The 17476-nt window shown below is 63.4% G+C and carries 12 protein-coding genes; 11 read left to right on the top strand and 1 reads right to left on the bottom strand.

Features of this window, described 5'->3' with window-relative positions; genetic code table 11:
* The first annotated feature begins 120 nt into the window (after nucleotides 1–120).
* The 8 genes from Q4S41_RS13240 to Q4S41_RS13205 all read left to right on the top strand — a co-directional run bounded on the left by Q4S41_RS13240 (nucleotide 121) and on the right by Q4S41_RS13205 (nucleotide 12911).
* Nucleotides 121–780, top strand: coding sequence for a YiiX family permuted papain-like enzyme (locus Q4S41_RS13240; RefSeq protein ID WP_305031599.1), 660 nt, complete (start codon nucleotides 121–123; stop codon nucleotides 778–780).
* A 67-nt stretch (nucleotides 781–847) separates the two neighbouring features.
* Nucleotides 848–2929: a VWA domain-containing protein gene (locus tag Q4S41_RS13235; protein ID WP_305031598.1), complete on the top strand. Its 2082-nt coding sequence runs from the start codon at nucleotides 848–850 to the stop codon at nucleotides 2927–2929.
* Nucleotides 2930–3057: 128 nt separating this feature from the next.
* On the top strand, nucleotides 3058–3744 hold the full coding sequence (locus tag Q4S41_RS13230) for an NAD-dependent epimerase/dehydratase family protein (protein ID WP_305031597.1): 687 nt from the start codon (nucleotides 3058–3060) through the stop codon (nucleotides 3742–3744).
* A 143-nt stretch (nucleotides 3745–3887) separates the two neighbouring features.
* On the top strand, nucleotides 3888–5018 hold the full coding sequence (locus Q4S41_RS13225) for an MBL fold metallo-hydrolase (protein WP_305031596.1): 1131 nt from the start codon (nucleotides 3888–3890) through the stop codon (nucleotides 5016–5018).
* A 91-nt stretch (nucleotides 5019–5109) separates the two neighbouring features.
* A complete protein-coding gene (locus Q4S41_RS13220) occupies nucleotides 5110–5697 on the top strand; it encodes a pseudouridine synthase (RefSeq protein WP_305031595.1) in 588 nt (195 codons plus the stop codon).
* Nucleotides 5698–5713: 16 nt separating this feature from the next.
* Complete coding sequence (locus tag Q4S41_RS13215) at nucleotides 5714–6700, top strand: alpha/beta hydrolase (protein WP_305031594.1); 987 nt, start codon at nucleotides 5714–5716, stop codon at nucleotides 6698–6700.
* Nucleotides 6701–6847: 147 nt separating this feature from the next.
* The gene (locus Q4S41_RS13210; RefSeq protein WP_305031593.1) at nucleotides 6848–8431 is read left to right on the top strand and encodes a hypothetical protein; all 1584 of its coding nucleotides are present in this window, start codon (nucleotides 6848–6850) and stop codon (nucleotides 8429–8431) included.
* A gap of 109 nt (nucleotides 8432–8540) precedes the next feature.
* On the top strand, nucleotides 8541–12911 hold the full coding sequence (locus Q4S41_RS13205; RefSeq protein ID WP_305031592.1) for an nSTAND1 domain-containing NTPase: 4371 nt from the start codon (nucleotides 8541–8543) through the stop codon (nucleotides 12909–12911).
* Between the two features lie 144 nt (nucleotides 12912–13055).
* Here Q4S41_RS13205 and Q4S41_RS13200 read toward each other — a convergent pair whose 3' ends face one another.
* The gene (locus Q4S41_RS13200; RefSeq protein WP_305031591.1) at nucleotides 13056–13553 is read right to left on the bottom strand and encodes a hypothetical protein; all 498 of its coding nucleotides are present in this window, start codon (nucleotides 13551–13553) and stop codon (nucleotides 13056–13058) included.
* 293 nt (nucleotides 13554–13846) lie between these two features.
* Between Q4S41_RS13200 and dnaK the strand changes: the two genes are divergently transcribed.
* The 3 genes from dnaK to Q4S41_RS13185 all read left to right on the top strand — a co-directional run bounded on the left by dnaK (nucleotide 13847) and on the right by Q4S41_RS13185 (nucleotide 17309).
* Nucleotides 13847–15772 (top strand): molecular chaperone DnaK, encoded by a 1926-nt coding sequence (dnaK, locus tag Q4S41_RS13195; RefSeq protein WP_305031590.1) that lies wholly within the window; start codon nucleotides 13847–13849, stop codon nucleotides 15770–15772.
* A gap of 163 nt (nucleotides 15773–15935) precedes the next feature.
* Nucleotides 15936–16535 carry a hypothetical protein gene (locus Q4S41_RS13190; protein ID WP_305031589.1) on the top strand — a complete coding sequence of 200 codons (600 nt, stop codon included), beginning with the start codon at nucleotides 15936–15938 and terminating at the stop codon, nucleotides 16533–16535.
* 114 nt (nucleotides 16536–16649) lie between these two features.
* On the top strand, nucleotides 16650–17309 hold the full coding sequence (locus Q4S41_RS13185) for a hypothetical protein (RefSeq protein ID WP_305031588.1): 660 nt from the start codon (nucleotides 16650–16652) through the stop codon (nucleotides 17307–17309).
* Nucleotides 17310–17476: the final 167 nt, after the last annotated feature.

The raw sequence follows: 17476 nt of genomic DNA, 5'->3' as shown, positions 1-17476 counted from the left end.
TTTATTTACTGAATGACAATAAAAAGCAGGGGTGCAGCGTATTGCGCCCCTGCTTTTTATTGAATAGCCGCTCAGTTCTTTAGCAAGTATTTAGCCATGCCCATCGCTCAGCCCTGAGACATGAAAAGAACTTCCCTCCTGCTTCTGGCGCTGGCCCTGCTCATTTCCGTCATTGCCCTCCGGCCCGTGCGCCGCGCCTACAGCCACCGCTTTGGGCAGGCGGCTGCCAACCGCCGGCTGTTCCGCGACGGTGACCTGGTTTTTCATACCAGCCGGTCCGAGCAAAGCCAGGCCATTCAGCTGGCTACGCACTCGCCTTACAGCCACTGCGGCCTGCTCTACCAGCAGAATGGGCAGTGGCTGGTGCTGGAAGCCATGCAGCCGGTGAAGGTGACGCCGCTGATGGAGTGGACCGGCCGGGGCCGCGGCGACCATTACGTGGTGAAGCGGCTGCGCGACGCGCAAACTGCCCTCACGCCCGCGGCCTTGCAACGGATGAAAGCCGTGGGCCAAGCCATGGTCGGCCGCGACTACGACGGCACCTTCGGCTGGTCCGATGACCGGATTTACTGCTCCGAACTCATCTGGAAAGTGTATGAGCGCGGGCTGGGCCGGCGCATTGGCCAACTCCAGCACCTGCGCGACTTCGACCTGAGCCACCCGGCCGTGCAGGCCAAGCTGCGCGAGCGCTACGGCAACGATTTGCCACTGAGCGAAACGGTGATTTCGCCGGCCAGCATCTTCAACAGTCCCGAACTGGTTACGGTGCTCAACCGTTGATGCAGCGGCAGGCTGCAACTTTAGCCGCGCCGGCCGACCTTTAGGCCTGATTCAATCCGATTTTCGTTTGCTGACCACCCAATATTCCCCCTGGCTCCTCCTCGTTTGCCTGCTCGTGGGCGCGGGCTATGCGGCCCTGCAATACTCGGCCAAAGCGCCCTGGAGCAAGCACCTGAACTACGCGCTGGCGGGCCTGCGCTTCGCCGTGGTGAGCTTTTTGTGCTACCTGCTGCTCGGGCCGTTTATCAAAAGCACCACCACGCACACCGAGCAGCCCACCGTGGTACTGGCCGTCGACAACTCGCAGTCGGTGGAGCTATTTACGCCCAAAAACGTGCTCAGCCAGGCTACCAGCGGCTTGGGCAAGCTGGCCGAAACGTTGCGCGGCCGGGGTTTCACCGTCGAAACCCGGACGCTGACGTCCACCACGGCGCGCCCGGCGGCGCTTGATTCGCTGCGCTTCGGCGCCGCCACTACCGACCTTGACCGGTTGCTAAGCGACACCCGCGAAACCTACGACGGCCGCAACCTGGCCGGGGTGGTGCTCCTGAGCGATGGCCTCGTGAACCAGGGCCGCAGCCCGGCTTATTCCGAGTTTAGCTTCCCGATATACAGCGTGGCGGTGGGCGACACCATCCCCAAAAAGGACCTGCGCCTGACCGGCCTGACTTATAACAGGGTAGCGTTCAGCGGCAATAAGTTTCCGATTGAGGCCGAGTTGGGCTTCGAGGGCTACGCGGGCGGGGCGGCCACCGTGGAGCTGCGCGACGGCAGCCGCGTGCTCGACTCGCGCCGGGTGGCCCTGCCCGCGGGCCGGCGCCGGGTGCGCACTACGTTCCAAATAGTGGCGCCCGCGCCGGGCAAACGGCGCTACGACGTCCGCATCGTGCCCCAGCCGGGCGAGTTTACGGCCCTGAACAACCAGCGCACGGCCTTCATCGAGATTGTGAAGGGCAAGCTGCGCGTGTTGCTGGCCGGGGCCGCCCCGCATCCCGACCTTAAGGCCCTGCGCGCCGCCATTCTGGCGAACGACAATTTCGACCTCACCCTGGCGCTGCCCGGCATGGAGCCGCTGAAAGCCGGCGCCGACTTCGACGTAGCCATTCTGCACCAGCTGCCGGCGCAGGGAGGCTTGGGCAACGAAATTCTGGCCCAGGTGAAGGCCCGCAAAACGCCGGCCTTCTACATTCTGGGGGCCCAATCGGACCTGGCGGCTTACAACCAGCTGGGCACGGGCCTCACCATTCAGCCGCGCGGCAGCCAGACCGATGAGGTGACGCCGGTGCCGAACCCCGGCTTCGCCCGCTTTGCCACAGACGAGGAATCGGCCCGCCGCTTTGCGCAGTACCCGCCCGCGCCGGTGCCGTTTGGCGACTACCGCCTCGGGGCCGGGGCCGAGGCGGCGCTCTGGCAGCAGGTGGGCCGCGTGGCCACCCAGAAGCCGCTGCTCGTGTTCGGTGGCCCCGCCGATGCCCGCCGCGCCACGCTGCTCACCGACGGCAGCTGGCAGTGGCGCCTGAGCGAAGCCGTGGCCCACGACGACCGGCCCGAAGCCTACGACCGCCTCGTCATCCGCACGCTCCAGCTGCTCACTCAAAACGCGAACAAAAAGCGCCTCGATGTATATCCTACGCAGGACGCTTTCGGCACCCAGGACGACGTGACGCTGGGCGCCGAAACCTATAACGCGGTATTCGAGCGGCTCTATAACCAGAAAATTGACCTCGTTTTGACAGATGGGAAGCAGCAGGCCCGCCGCTTTTCGTTTGCCAACGCTGAGGATGGCGCGCCCCTGCACCTGGGCCCGCTACCGGCTGGCCTGTATAAGTACCAGGCCCGCGCTGCCCTGGGCGGCCAGGCCCAGCAGGATGCGGGCGAGCTGCTGGTGCAGTCGCAGCCGCTGGAAGCACTGGAATCGAAGGCTGACCACAATTTATTGGCGCAGCTTTCGCGTCGCAACGGCTCGCGGCTCTATTACCCGGCGCAGCTCGATAAGCTGGCCCAGGACATCCTCAAGGCCAATTATAAGCCGGTCATTACGGCCGAGGAAGACCTGAAGGACTTGATAAATCTGAAGTGGCTTTTCTTCGTGATTCTGGCCTTTCTGACGGTGGAATGGGCCGTGCGGAAGTATTCGGGCAGTGTGTAAATCGGCACAATGTAAAACGTCATGCAGAGCGCAACGAAGCATGACGCGTCAGTTTCACCGTTCTTGTGGCTCCGGCGTAAAGTAGAACGCCGCCTTGCGCGTCCTCTCTCCTACTTTACCGCACCGATATGAAACTACGAGTCATCCTAACCGGCGCCACCGGCATGGTGGGCGAGGGCGTCCTGCTCGAATGCCTGCAAAATCCTACCGTGGAGCACGTGCTGGTGCTCACGCGCAAGCCCACCGGCCGCACGCACGCCAAGATGCGCGAGCTGCTGGTGCCCAACCTAGCCGACCTGAGCGCTGTGGAAACCCAACTGACGGGCTACAACGCCTGTTTTTTCTGCGCAGGCATTTCCTCGGTAGGCATTTCCAAGGAAGAATACGAGCGCATCACCCACGACATGACGCTGGCCGTGGGCCAAACCCTGGCCCGCCTCAACCCGGACCTGACGTTCATCTACGTATCGGGCGCGGGCACCGATAGCGCCGAAAAAAGCGGCCAGCACTGGGCCCGCGTGAAGGGCCGCACCGAAAACGAGCTGCTGGCCCTGCCCTTCCACGCTGCCTACATGTTCCGCCCGGGTTTTATGAAGGCCACCGAGGGGCAGCGCAACATTTTGAAGTGGTACGGCGCCATTGCCTGGCTCTACCCGCTGGCTCGGCGGCTGGCTCCAAACTTCGTGAGCACCATGCAGGAAGTGGGCCGGGCCATGATAAACGCGGCAGACTTTGGGTACTCCAAACCGGTGCTTGAAGTGCGCGACATCGTGGCCCTGGCCGGGGCGAGGTCCGTTACGGCTGGTGGTCAATAAAATGACTGTCATCCTGAGCGCAGGGAAGGACGTTCTCACCGCTGAGCCGGTGAAGCTACCGCAAGCCGTTCTGACGTGAGAAGGTCGTTCGCTGCGCTCAGGATGACAAACGTTCAAAACCTGTTTGCGCCCCATGCTACCCCATGCGTAAATCCTTAAAAATCTTCTTTATGGCGAGCAGCAGCTTACTCGGCGCGGCCATGATTGCCACGGCGGCCTTTGTCAGCCTCAGTCCGCAGCTGGGCGGCAAATCGACCAAGGCTGAGCGACAGGCCTATGTCAAATCGGGCCATTACAACGCGAAGAAGGGCGAATTCGTGAACCTGATTCCGACCCGGGAGATGACCGGCGGCAGCATGCCTTCGGTGATGTGGAAGTTTCTGTTTCATAAATCGCCGCAGGCCGCGCCGCCCGGCCCGCTGCCTCAGCAAGCACTCGATTCGCTGGCCATTACCCGCAAAACACCCGACATGGTGCGCGTGACGTGGTTCGGCCACTCGGCCAGCCTGGTTGAAATCGGTGGCCAGAACGTGCTACTCGACCCCATGCTGAGCGTGGAGATGGGCCCCGTGAGCTGGGCCACGCCCAAGCGCTACAACCCCAGCCTGGTCATTACGCCGGAAAAGCTGCCAGCCATTGCCGCCGTACTCATCTCGCACGACCATTACGACCACCTCGACTACGCCACCATCCGCAAAATCAAGGACAAGGTGGGCCATTTTTATGTGCCACTGGGCATAGCTCCGCATTTGCGCCGCTGGGGCGTGCCGGCCGCCAAAATCGTGGAGATGAACTGGGCCGACAGCGCCCGCGTAGCTCCCGGCCTGTTGGTGCGCTGCACCCCCAGTCGCCACTTTTCGGGCCGCGGCTTGGGCAACCGCAACTCCACGCTGTGGAGTTCGTGGGTGTTGCAGACGCCCGCCAAACGGGTATTCTACACCGGCGACGGGGGCTACGGGCCGCACTTCGCCGCTATCGGCCAGCAATTCGGGCCGTTCGACTTGGCGCTGGTGGAATGCGGACAGTACAACGACAGCTGGGCCGACATCCACATGCGCCCTGAGCAAAGCGTGCAGGCCGCCCGCGACGCGCGCGCCGCCGTGATGCTGCCCGTGCACTGGGGCGCCTTCACCGAGAGCCTCCACGCCTGGAACGAGCCCGTGACCCGCGCCACCGCCGAAGCGGCCCGCCTGGGCCAGCCCATCACCACGCCGCACCTGGGCGAGCCGGTAACTTTGGGCACCGAGCTGCCGAAATCGCGCTGGTGGGAGTAGCGCGGACTTTTAGTCCGCGACCACACTGCATTTGCTGGCCGTGCATGCCTCCACACCGTTATTTACTCGCGGACTGAAAGTCCGCGCTACTATGCGCTACATCCTGCTGAACAAGCCCTACGAAGTTCTTACTCAGTTCACCGACGAGCACGGCCGTGCCACGCTCAAGGATTTTGTGCCCGTGCCCGGTGTGTACCCCGTGGGCCGGCTCGATTTCGACAGCGAGGGTCTGCTGCTGCTCACCGACGACAAGCAGCTTCAGCACCGCCTCAGCGACCCCAAGTTCAAGGTCCCGAAAACTTATTGGGCGCAAGTGGAAGGCACGGTTTCGGAGCAGGCATTGGCGCAGCTGCGGCAAGGCGTGCAAATCAAAGAGGGCCTCACCGCGCCCGGCCAGGCGGCTGAATTGCCCGAGCCCGCCCACCTTTGGGCCCGCAACCCGCCCATCCGCTACCGGGCCAGCATCCCCACCAGCTGGCTGGAAATTCAGATTTCGCAGGGCATGAATCGGCAGGTGCGCAAGATGTGCGCCGCCGTGGGCCTGCCCTGCCTGCGCCTGGTGCGGGCGGCCATCGGCCCGCTCGGACTGGGCGAGCTGCAGCCCGGCCAGTGGCGCGACCTCACGGCCGCCGAAGTGGCGGAGCTGCGCAAAATATCGGGGGCATTGCGCCGTTACTAGCCCATTTTTCGCGCTTATGCAACGCCCCCAACGCCGCCGCTGGCTACTGCTGCTGTTTCTCGGCCTATTCGGGGCGATGAATACCGTGGCCTTTTTCCACGCCTGGCGCTTCACGCATTTCTCCAACGAGCCCGGCCTGCACTCCCCTAATCCCGAGCAGCTCAGCCCCGGCCAGAAGCTGTGGCTGCTCCTCACCGGCATCCGCAACCCCAAACCGCACAACGGCGCCAAGCCCGCCTTCCCGGTCGAAACCGTGACCATTACCAGCCCCAACGGCCCGCTGGAAGCCTGGTACGCCCGGCCCGACAGCGGCCGGGCCCGCGGCACGGTGGCCTTATTTCATGGCTACACCAGCAGCAAGTCGCACCTCACCCACGAGGCCGGCTTCTTCCGCCGCCTGGGCTACAACGTGCTGCTCGTGGACCAAGCCGGCAATGGCAACTCGGCCGGTTTCCGCACCACCGTGGGCTACCGCGAGGCCGACGACGTGGCCGCCGCGTTCCATTGGCTGAATGATTCAACCGCGACCAAAACCCAAAAACAACCAACCGAAAACCAGCCGCTGATTCTCTACGGCGTCAGCATGGGTGCCGTGGCTATCCTCCGTGCCGAGGCCGAGCTGGGCATTCACCCCGCCGCCAACATCCTGGAATGCCCCTACGGCAACATGCGCCAAACGGCCTACAACCGCTTCGAATCGATGCACGTGCCCGGGTTCCCGATGGCCGATTTGCTGGTGTTCTGGGGCGGCGTGCAAAACGGCTTCTGGGCGTTTGGCCTCAACGCCGAGCGCTACGCCACCCAAATCCACGCGCCCACCCTCCTGCTCTGGGGCACCGCCGACCCGCGCGTGAGCCGCGCCGAGACCGATGCCATCTTCGCCCATCTGGCCGGCCCCAAGGCCCGGCACGATTTCCCGGGCGTGGGTCATCAGCCCTATTGGCAGCGTTACGCCGCGGACTGGGAGCAGCAGATTGGGCAGTTTCTGGCGCGGCGGCGGTAGTGAGCGACCACAGGCGGCCATTGGCTTTGCTTCGTTGGCAACAAGGATGCGCCAAAGCGGCTAATTCGAACCAGTTATAATCCTGCTTATGCTCTATATTTGGAGGCCTGCAAGCATTGCTTCAGCGGTTCTATTTCTCTACCTCTCATGGCCGCGTCTCTACCTGATTTTGAGTATGATATTTTCATCAGCTACCGGCACAACGACAACCAATTTGATGGTTGGGTAACGGAGTTTGTGACCCATTTGAAGGACGAGCTGCGGGCCACCGTGAAGGGGGAGCTTCGGATTTATTTTGACGGCGACCGCACCGATGGGCTGGGCGAAACCCATCAGGTCGATGCCAGCCTGGGCCACCGCCTGCGCTCGCTCATTCTCATGCCGCTGCTCTCGCTCACGTACTGCGATACGGAGCGGTTTTCGTGGCAACACGAGTTTCTGCCCTTCCGGCAGCTCGCCAGCACCGACGCGCTGGGTCTCAACCTGCCCCTGGCCTCGGGCAACGTGGGCTCCCGCATCCTGCCCCTGCGCATCCACAACCTCGACGCCGACGATGTGCGCCTGCTGGAACACACCATGGGCGGCCCGCTGCGCAGCATCGATTTCGTGTACCAGGAGCTGGGCGTGAACCGCCCCCTGCGCCCCAAGGACGACGAACTGCCGCGCCCGCCCGGCGGCCTGCTCTACCGCAACCAGATTAACAAGGTGGCCAACGCCGTGAAGGAGCTGGTGCTGGCGGCGCGGCAGGCCACGGCAGCGCCGACCAGCCCTTTGCCTGTCGCGCCCGTGGTGGCCGCCGGTGCGGGCGCCGTACCGGCCGGTATAGCATTGCCACCCCTGGCCGCTGCGCCCCCGGCCGGGCCGGTTGTTTTTCTGGCCTGGACGTCGAAGGAACTGACGGCCCGCCGCGAAGAACTGGCGCTGGTGTGCGCCAAGGCGGGCCTGCGGGTAGTACCCGGCTTCGACTGCCCGCCCGACGAGGACGAGTACCGCGCCCGCACCCGGGAGGCCCTGGCCGAAGCCGACTGCGCCATCCACTTGCTGGGCAACGAGTTTGGCCGGCGCTTCGAGGACGACGAAGACTGCTCTTTTCCGATGTTTGCCTACCGCGAGGCCCGGGCCCGGGCCACCGACCGGTCGCTGTTCCGGCAGGTGGTGTGGTACAGCCCCGACGACACCCAGCCGGTGCGCCCGGCCCAACAGGCTTTTGTGGACGCCATCTACAACGAGTTGACCAAGCAATGCACCCTCACCACCGTGGGCAGCGCCATGCAGGTGGTGGAAAACGTGCGCGCCGCCCTGACCCGCGCTACCCCGCCGCCGGCCGCCGTTGAGAAAGAAAACGACATTTTTTTTGTGTACAACGAGCAGGACAGCGAGGAAGCCAACGCCATTACCGACCGCCTGAGCGAAGAATTTCCGCTTGATACGCTGGCCATCGAGCCCGACAGTGAAGAACTGTACAAGAATTTGGCGGTGCAGGCCATTCCGAAAAGCCGGCTGGCGGTGGTGTATTTCAAGTACAGCGCCGATTGGGCCCTGCCCTTCGTGAAGCAGGTGTGGCGGCTGGTGGGCGGCGCCCAATCGACCACCTCCATCCTGTTTGTGGGCGAAGACGACCCGGCCCAGAACCGAATGCGGGGCTTCAAGGCCCCGCGGGTGATTTCCAGCATCCGCCCCCATCTCGACGTGAGCGAGGAAGTGCGCCGCGTGCTAGGCATGCAGCCATGAGTGTAGCGCGGACTTTTAGTCCGCGACCCTGGCGGAAACCCTACCAATTTTAATGATGCGGGGACGCGGACTAAAAGTCCGCGCTACTGCCCCCAACATTCCCTTGCCCATGACCCCCGACGCCCCCATTTGCCCCTACACCGGCCTGCGCACCTTTACCGAGGACGAGGCCATTTACTTCCGGGGGCGCGAAGGACACGTGAGCAGCTGCCTGGAACTGCTGGCCGCGCAGCACTTCGTGATGGTGACCGGCGCGTCGGGCGATGGCAAGTCGTCGCTGGTGTTTGCCGGCATGCTGCCCGAGGTGCGCGCCGGCTTTGTGCGGGCGCGCTACAGCAACTGGACAGTGGCCACCTTCCGGCCCGAGCGCAGCCCGCTGCGCAACATGGCGGCGGCGCTGGCCGAAGCCCTGCGTTTGCCTGACCACGCCGACATCGTCGAAACCGAATTGCAGCAGGGGTTCTCGGCCCTCGTGCAGCTCTACGAAACGTCGGCGCTGTGCCCCCCACCACCCGACCCCGCCCTTCCCCCCGCCGAGCAGCGCCGCCAGCAGCGCCAAGCGGCTAATCTGCTGTTGGTAGTCGACCAGTTCGAAGAGTTCTTCACCAACCCCGAAAACTACGACGGCCCCGCCCCCAACGCCGCCGCTCAAGCCGTAGTGAACCTGCTGCTGGAAACTACCCGTCTGGCCCGGGAGCGCGGGTTGCCCATCTACATCGTCTGCACCATGCGCTCCGATTTTGTGGGGCAGTGCGCCGAGTTTCAGGGGCTGATTGAGCAGGTGGGCGCCAGCCAGTACTTCGTGCCCCGGCTGTTGCGCGAGGATTTTGTGCAGGTGATTCAGGACCCGGCCGAGTTGAGCGGCAACCGCATCAATGAGCGGCTGGTGCAGCGCCTGCTGGTGGATACAAACGAGGGCCAGGACCAGTTGCCGGTGCTGCAACACGCACTGCGCCGCATCTGGCTGGCCGCCGACGAGGGGCGCGAGGAAATGGACCTGCTGCACTATGCCATGGTGGGCGGCCTGAGCAGCGCGCTGCCCGCGGCCGACCGCGCCCGCTTCGCCAAATGGCAGGCCACGCTGCCGGCCGGCCAGCGCGCGTTTTTGCTGGATAATCCGTCGCTGCAAAACGTGCTCGACGCCCACGCCAACCAGCTTTTCGCCGAGGCCGAAGCCCTGTACAACCGTGACTTCACGCCCGCCCTGCCCCCCGGCGCGGCCGCCCGGGTAATTGAGCAAACCTTCCGGGTGCTGACGCGCACCGACGGCAAGCGCGTGGTGCGCAACCGCCTGACGGGCGCCGAAATCACGGCCATTCTCGACGACCCGGCCCTGCCCTGGCCGGTGGTGTGCCGCGTGCTGCGCCCCTTCCGCCTGCCCGATGCCACGTTCCTGTCGCCCTTCATCGGCCCGGACGACGACCCGATGGCGGTGCTGCCGGAAGACACCATCCTGGACATTACCCACGAAAGCCTGATTCGCAACTGGCAGCAGCTCAGCGCCTGGGCCGAGGCCGAGGCCCGCGACGTCCGCATCGCCACCAACCTGCTGCAGGAAGCCACCCGCTGGCAGGAAAACGGCGAAAGCCGCGGCTTCCTGCTGCCCATCGGGCTGTACTCGGTGTTTGCCCAATGGGTGGGAAATAAGAATAAGCACCGGCTCACCGGCTGGCTGGCCTACTACTTCGACGCCGCGCCGGACCCCGCCCAGCGCTGGGAAAAAGCCGAGCGCCAGTACGTGCTGCTCACGCGCTACCTCGACGCCAGCCGCCGCCGGCTGCGGGCGCAGCTGGTGCTGGCCCGCTACGGAATGTGGCGGTTGGCGCTGGCGGTGCTGGTGCCGCTGCTGCTGGCCGGCCTGGCCTGGCTGGGCTGGCAGTGGCGGCAGCGGCAGGACGACTATGTGGCCTACCACATCATCGAGCAGCGGGCCCCGTTGCTCACGTCCTCGTACGTGTCGGTGCGGGAGAAAGCGCTGTTTCTGCTGGCCGCCGACCGGCTGGGGGGCATGGCCTACCAGCCCTGGCTGGGCGGCCGCAACCCGAACGAGTACGCTTTCCCGCGCATGCTCAACGAGCTACACGACGACACCCTGGCTGCTGGCATCGCCCTGAGCATGTATTCGGCGGTGGATGCGGGCGGGCTGAGCTTCGATTCGGTGGAGCGCGAGAACCCGGCCGCCCTGCGCCTGGTCGGCGACCTGGCCACCCGCCTCGACCGGGCCAGCCACCTCGGCGAGGAGTCGGCCGCGCCGCTGGATGCGCGGGCGCGGGCGCTGGCCGTGCTCACGGCCCGCACCATCATGGCCCTCACGCACTACCAGCTCACGAGCGCCGAGCGACGGGAAGCCAAGCCTGCCCCGGCCACCACACGCCGCGCCCAGCTCGATAGCGTGGCTCGGCTGCGGCAGCACCTGCTGGACCGGCTGCTGGGCTACGTGCGCCGCGAGGTGGCCACCACCACCGGCCCCACGCCCGCGCCGGTGGGCCTGAGCTTCTGCCTGCGCGTGCTGCTTGGCCAGGGCAATTTTTCGCCTCATGAGCTGGCTTTTTTGCAGGGGCTGAACCCGCTGGGCACGGCGGCGGCCCGGCGGCAATTTGCGCGCCTCTACCCCGCCGACGATTACCTCTACGATGAGCACGGGGCCTATACCGGCCACAGCGGCGGCTACCTCACGGCCGCCATTGTGCTGGCTGCGCTCAGGCAGCCGGCCCAGGTGCAGCAGTGCCTGGAGCTGCTCCAACGGGACGTGCAGGGCATTCGCGAGGCCGATGGAGCCTTCGTGCTGCTGCCCTACCTGGTGAAGTACGAGCTGCTGACGCCGACAACTTTGTACCCCTTGCTGAACGCGTGCAGCCTGGTGGGCGATTTCTCGCTGAATGAAACCTACGCGGCGCTGGTGTACGGGCTGCTGAGCGTGCGGCCGGCTATCCAGTCGCACGAGGTGGGCCAGGTGGCCAGCTCCGTCATCCTCAACCAGCCCGACCAGGCGCGGCTGGGCGGCGTGAGCCCGGCCGGTCTTAATATCGACCGGGTGAGCTACTCCATCCCGTTGGCCAGCCGCGACCGGGCCTGGCAGGCGGCCCTGGCCGCCGTGCCCACCATTGCCGAAAACACCTTGATTTTCACGGGGCGTAAACCGGGCAATAGCTACGTCCGGGAAAAGGAGCTGCGCCGAACCGACGCCGACATGATGGGCAAGGTGGTGGCCGTGCGCACGCGGGGCCAGCTGCTGTTTCTGCGGTCTTTCACAGTGGCGCTGCACGGCATTTACCAGGAAACGCTGCAGCACCGGCCCACCGAAGCCGACCGGAGTTTTGTTGAGGCCGCCGCCGCCACCGAAGCGTTGCGGGCCATGCTCGCGGCGCTGGGCGGCTTCCGCAGCTATGCCCTCATTAACCCGGAGGAGTGGAACCTGGGCCTCGACCAGGCGGCGCGGTCAGTCACCGATGCCGTGGGGCAGGACCCCATCAGCTTCCTGCACCAGCCCAGCCGCCCCAAAACGCGCGACTTCGCCGGCTACTACACCTGCCCCTTTGACGCCTTGTTTGTGGACGAACTGCGCCGGGCTACCACCCCCGCCACCGCCGACCCGCAGCTGGTCCGCCAGCTCGACAGCCTGGCCTTCGTAGAAGCCGTCTTCCCCGACCGGTATTCGCGCACCCGCGCCCACTCGTTGTGGGCGTCGGCGCTGGGCCGGCTGCCCCAGTTCCAACCCAACCTGCGGTGGATGCGCGCCGTGGCCCGCTACCAAGTACCCGGCGACACCATCCGCCAACGGCGCAACGCCATGCTCCTGCGCCTGTCGGCGGCCATTCAGGATTCGGCGCGGCTGCACCGGGTGCGCCTCACGCCAGCGCTGCGCGCCTACATCCACCAGGTAGACCAGCGCCACGACTTTGCCCACGACAACTTTCAGGTGCTGCTTTCCGACCTGGCCGTGGCGCTGGCCCACGCCGGGCGCGAGGCCGACGCCTTCGCCCTGGCCGGCCTGCTCGACAAGTGGGACGCCACGCCCACCCGGCTGCGGGTGGCCGAGCAGATGCTTTTCACCGGCTACAGCGTCCGGCAGGGCCTCGCCGACAGCTTCCTGCTGGCCTACGGCGAGCGGGTGCGGCGCACGCCTCGCATCACACCCCTCAATGCCTTCGCCCTGTTCTACGGCCGCAGCTACCTGCGCACGCCCCGCGCCGGCCAGCTGCGCGACCTCGTGAACCGGCTGGCCGAAGAGGTGGACGTGCCCTACCTATTCTGCGAGCGGGCCATTGGCTATAGCCTGGCCGGCCAGAGCTACTTGGCCGTGCGCGAAACACCCACCAACCTGCCCGAACACCAGCGCCAGATGTATTACAACAACATCCTGCTCAGCCTGGCCCACATCCACGCCCAGTCCCACCTCAACGGCTGGCACGAGTATGACCACACGTTCCTCTCGGCCCCTATTCCCGGCACGCCTGACTATATCGGGCCGATGTATTAGGGCATTTCATGTCTGCGTGACGTAGGGGGCTGGCCCCCGCCCGCCGTTGAACGAAATCGTTCAGGCGTTGCAGAGGCTTAGAAACTTTACACCGCCGATTGGAAGCAACAGAAACTGGCATTTCTGAGCTGCTAAATGCGCTTTCTAGTTCGCGGTATTCTCGAAGAAAGAGTTAATTCTTTGTAGCAGTGGCGCTATTGATTTCCGACCAATCATGATGCTGTAAAACTGATTATTGACGGATAAATCGTGAACCTTACGGCCCTCGATTTTGAGCAAATACGGAAAGCCTTTTCGCGCTTCAATCCGGTAGAGCATGGTCGAAATGAATTTGCTATCGTCCCCGAAGTCCACTCTCTTTCCATTCACAAATACAACGTGCACGGCGGGGCCCAATTCCGGGACGATAACATCGCGGGCAAATTCAACGCTGCTTTTGCGACTGTTGTAGCAGAAGAAACAGGCCCCATTCATCCGAGCTAAAAATGAGGTGTATTCCTTCTCAAACTGTTTGTCATTAAAATAGGAATGGAGCAGCAAGAAAGGAATGAAGGGGATAATAACGATTGCAAAGAGTAGAACCACCGGCACAATGACCAGCAGCGCGGCGTTATCTGACAATTTTCTCCATAGCTGTCTCATCTGTTGTGCAAGAAAGCTGAATGCGAAGGTTTCGTTCTGCTGCTGCTAAAGGTAGCCAGCAAACCAATTGTGCCCGGCGGCCACCATCTCTCCGCCCCCTTGTCAGGAAAATTTTGGCCGCTTGCAACAAATCCCGCCACCGCGTCGGATAATCTTCCGCGCCGGGCCGAATCGGTGACAATCTGTCACCAAAACGACGCTGGTACGTTGCTTGTAATCCCCCGGTAGCGGCTGGAAAGCTGCTTCCAACCTGACAACATTCCCTTCTCAATCTTAACCAACACACCCCTCTCATGGGCAAAATAATCGGCATTGACCTCGGCACCACCAACTCGTGCGTAGCCGTAATGGAAGGCAACGAACCCGTTGTAATTCCCAACAGCGAAGGCCGCCGCACCACCCCCAGCATCGTCGCTTTCCTCGACGGGGGCAAGGGCGAGCGCAAAGTGGGCGACCCGGCTAAGCGCCAGGCCGTGACCAACCCCAAGAATACGATTTCCAGCATCAAGCGCTTCATGGGCCGCCACTTCAACGAAGTGACCGCCGAGCAGAAGCACGTTTCCTACGACGTCGTAGCCGGCCCCAACAACACGGTAGCCGTGAAGATTGGCGACCGCAACTACACGCCGCAGGAAATCTCGGCCATGGTGCTCCAGAAAATGAAGCAAACCGCTGAGGATTACCTCGGCACGACCGTAACCGAAGCCGTTATCACGGTGCCCGCTTACTTCAACGACGCCCAGCGCCAGGCCACCAAAGAAGCCGGTGCCATCGCCGGCCTCGACGTGAAGCGCATCATCAACGAGCCCACCGCCGCCGCCCTGGCGTACGGCCTCGACAAGAAGCACAAAGACCAGAAAATCGCCGTGTACGACCTCGGCGGTGGTACGTTCGATATTTCCATCCTGGAGCTGGGCGACGGCGTGTTTGAAGTACTGAGCACCAACGGTGACACCCACCTCGGCGGCGACGACTTCGACCAGGTTATCATCAACTTCTTGGCTGACCAGTTCAGCAGCGAAAACGAAGGCCTCGACCTGCGCAAAGACCCCATGGCCCTCCAGCGCCTCAAAGAAGCCGCTGAGAAAGCCAAAGTGGAGCTTTCCAGCTCGACCGAAACCGAAATCAACCTGCCCTATATCACCGCTACGGCCTCGGGCCCTAAGCACTTGGTAGTGAAACTGAGCCGCGCCAAGTTTGAGCAGCTCGCCGATGACCTCGTGCGCCGCTCGATGGACCCGGTGAAAAAAGCGCTGCAAGACGCTGGCCTGAGCACTTCGGACATCGACGAGGTTATCCTGGTGGGTGGTTCAACCCGCATTCCCCGCATCCAGGAGGAAGTGGAGAAGTTCTTCGGCAAGAAGCCTTCGAAAGGCGTCAACCCCGACGAAGTAGTGGCCATTGGTGCTGCTATCCAGGGCGGTGTACTGACCGGCGAGGTGAAGGACGTGCTGCTGCTCGACGTGACCCCGCTTTCGCTGGGCATCGAGACGATGGGCGGCGTGATGACCAAGCTCATCGAGTCGAACACGACCATCCCGACCAAGAAATCGGAAACCTTCTCGACGGCTTCGGACAACCAGCCTTCGGTAGAAATCCACGTGCTGCAAGGCGAGCGTCCGCTGGCTAGCCAGAACCGCACCATCGGCAAGTTCCACCTCGACAGCATCCCGCCCGCACCCCGTGGCGTGCCGCAAATTGAGGTAATCTTCGACATCGACGCCAACGGCATCCTGAACGTAACCGCCAAGGACAAAGGCACCGGTAAAGAGCAGAAAATCCGCATCGAAGCCAGCAGCGGCCTGAGCGAGGACGACATCAAGCGCATGCGCGACGAAGCCGCCGCCAACGCCGACGCCGATAAAGCCGAAACCGAGCGCATCGGCAAGATGAACGCCGCCGACTCGATGATTTTCCAGACCGAGAAGCAGCTGAAAGAGTACGGTGAGAAGCTGAGCGGTGGCAACAAAACCGCCATCGAAGGTGCGCTGGCCGACCTCAAATCGGCCCACGAAGCCAAAGACCTCGCCCGCATCGACACCGCCATGGAGGCCATCAACGCCGCCTGGCAGGCTGCCTCGCAGGAGATGTACGCCGCCGGTGGTGCCGAAGGTGGCCAGCCTGGTGCCGACGGCCAGCCGCAAGGCGGCAACGGCCAGCAGGGCCAGCCCGCTGACCACGTGACCGACGTGGACTACGAAGAAGTAGACGGCAAATAATCCCTGGTTATTGCCTGAATTGAAAAGGCCGGAAGCTCACGCTTCCGGCCTTTTTGCTTTATTTGTTGGGCCGTATTTGGCGGCGTGTTCTCCTATTTCTATGCTTGACTTTCTACCCTTCCAATCGTTCCCGTCAGCGGAGGCGGCGCAACCATTGCTTGCTATGTTGCGCCAACACGCCATCCCTTTTGAAACGGGGACCGATACGGGCGAGCCCGTGTTCAACCCGGCGTTCACTTTCAATAACACCTACGCCACCTTCGTGGTGAAGCTGCACGGCGCGGACTTTGAATGGGTGCGCCGCCTGCAGGAAGACGCCAACCGCGACGCCCTGGCCAACCTCAGCCCCGACCATTATCTATTCAGCTTCTCCGACGCCGAGCTGTTTGACCTGCTCGCCAAGCCCGAGGAGTGGAGCCCGCTCGATGTGACGCTGGCCGGGCAGCTGCTGCGGCAGCGCGGGCGCGATGTGTCGACTGATACCGTCCGGCTGCTGCGCGAGCACCGCGTAGTGGAGCAGAATAAGCCGGAGCCCAACAACGCCGGCCGCATTCGGCTGGGCTATTTGTTTGCGCTGCTGGGCGGGTTCGGGGCCATTTTCATGGGCTGGGAGCTGTATTCGCACAAGAAAATGCTGAACGACGGCCGCCAAATCCCCGGCTATTCGGCCCGCGACCGGGTGCACGGCCTGCGTATCATGACGCTGGGCGTGGCCAGCTTCATTATCTGGATTGCGTGCCGTGTCTGGCTACTGCCGCAGTAGCACGGCGGGGCTACCTTTGTAGACAGCCATTGGCCCGGCATTCGCGTAAGCACGCTCATGGTGGCGCTTATCGGCTACCTCTCTCCTTTTTCGATTCTGTTAGTTACTCCCTTTATGACTTCTTCCTATCTCACTTCTGCCCGGGCCCTGGCGTTGGGTTCTCTACTGCTAGCCGCTGCTTCGTGCAGCGTGAGCGAGCAGGTGAAAGATAAGCCCACCGGCAAAAATGTATCGGCCGAAGCCCTCGAGAACGAGGCTTACACCCTGATGCAGTACCGCCTCAACTTCGTGGATGAAGCCAAGCTTGGCGGCCAGGACATCCTGTTTGTGCGCCAGGCGGCCGACATTGCCTCGCTTCAGCAGGAGCAGCTGCAGGCCGCCCTCAAGAAAGGCAACCTGCCTCTGCACCTCAAAATGCGCGTGTACGCCAAAAACCCCAGCACCACCAGCGTGCAGCTCAAGCAGCTCGACTACAAAGTGTTGCTCGACGGCAAAGAACTAACCACAGGAACCACCGGTCTCAACACCCAGCTCGAAGCCAGCGCCATCGAAACGCTGCCCATCACGGTGGACATGAATGTGAAGCCGGCTCAGCTCGCGGGCAGCACCCCGGCGGCCTTTGCGGCCGGCTTCACCGATTTCACGGCTGCCAACCGCCGCCTCACCGTGCAGATTCGGCCCATGTACGTGGGCGCCAGCGGCCGCCAGGTGCCGGCTTCCAACTTCGAGCCCGTGCAGCTGGTGACGGTGAAAAAGGCCGTTTCGGCCAAGTAGCACAACCCGCCTGGAAAGCCAGCCCAGGCTGGATGGCAGAGAGCAAAAGAACGTCATGCTGAGCGCAGCCGAAGCATGACATTCCTTTGTTATTCCAAGAGGTTCTTTCCATTCAATGAAAAGCGCAAGAATCGGGTGTTTTAAACCGGCCCGAAGGCAGTCTTTTG

It is taken from the genome of Hymenobacter convexus, assembly GCF_030580955.1.
Classification (GTDB): domain Bacteria; phylum Bacteroidota; class Bacteroidia; order Cytophagales; family Hymenobacteraceae; genus Hymenobacter.
This window is presented reverse-complemented; position numbering and strand designations above follow the sequence as displayed.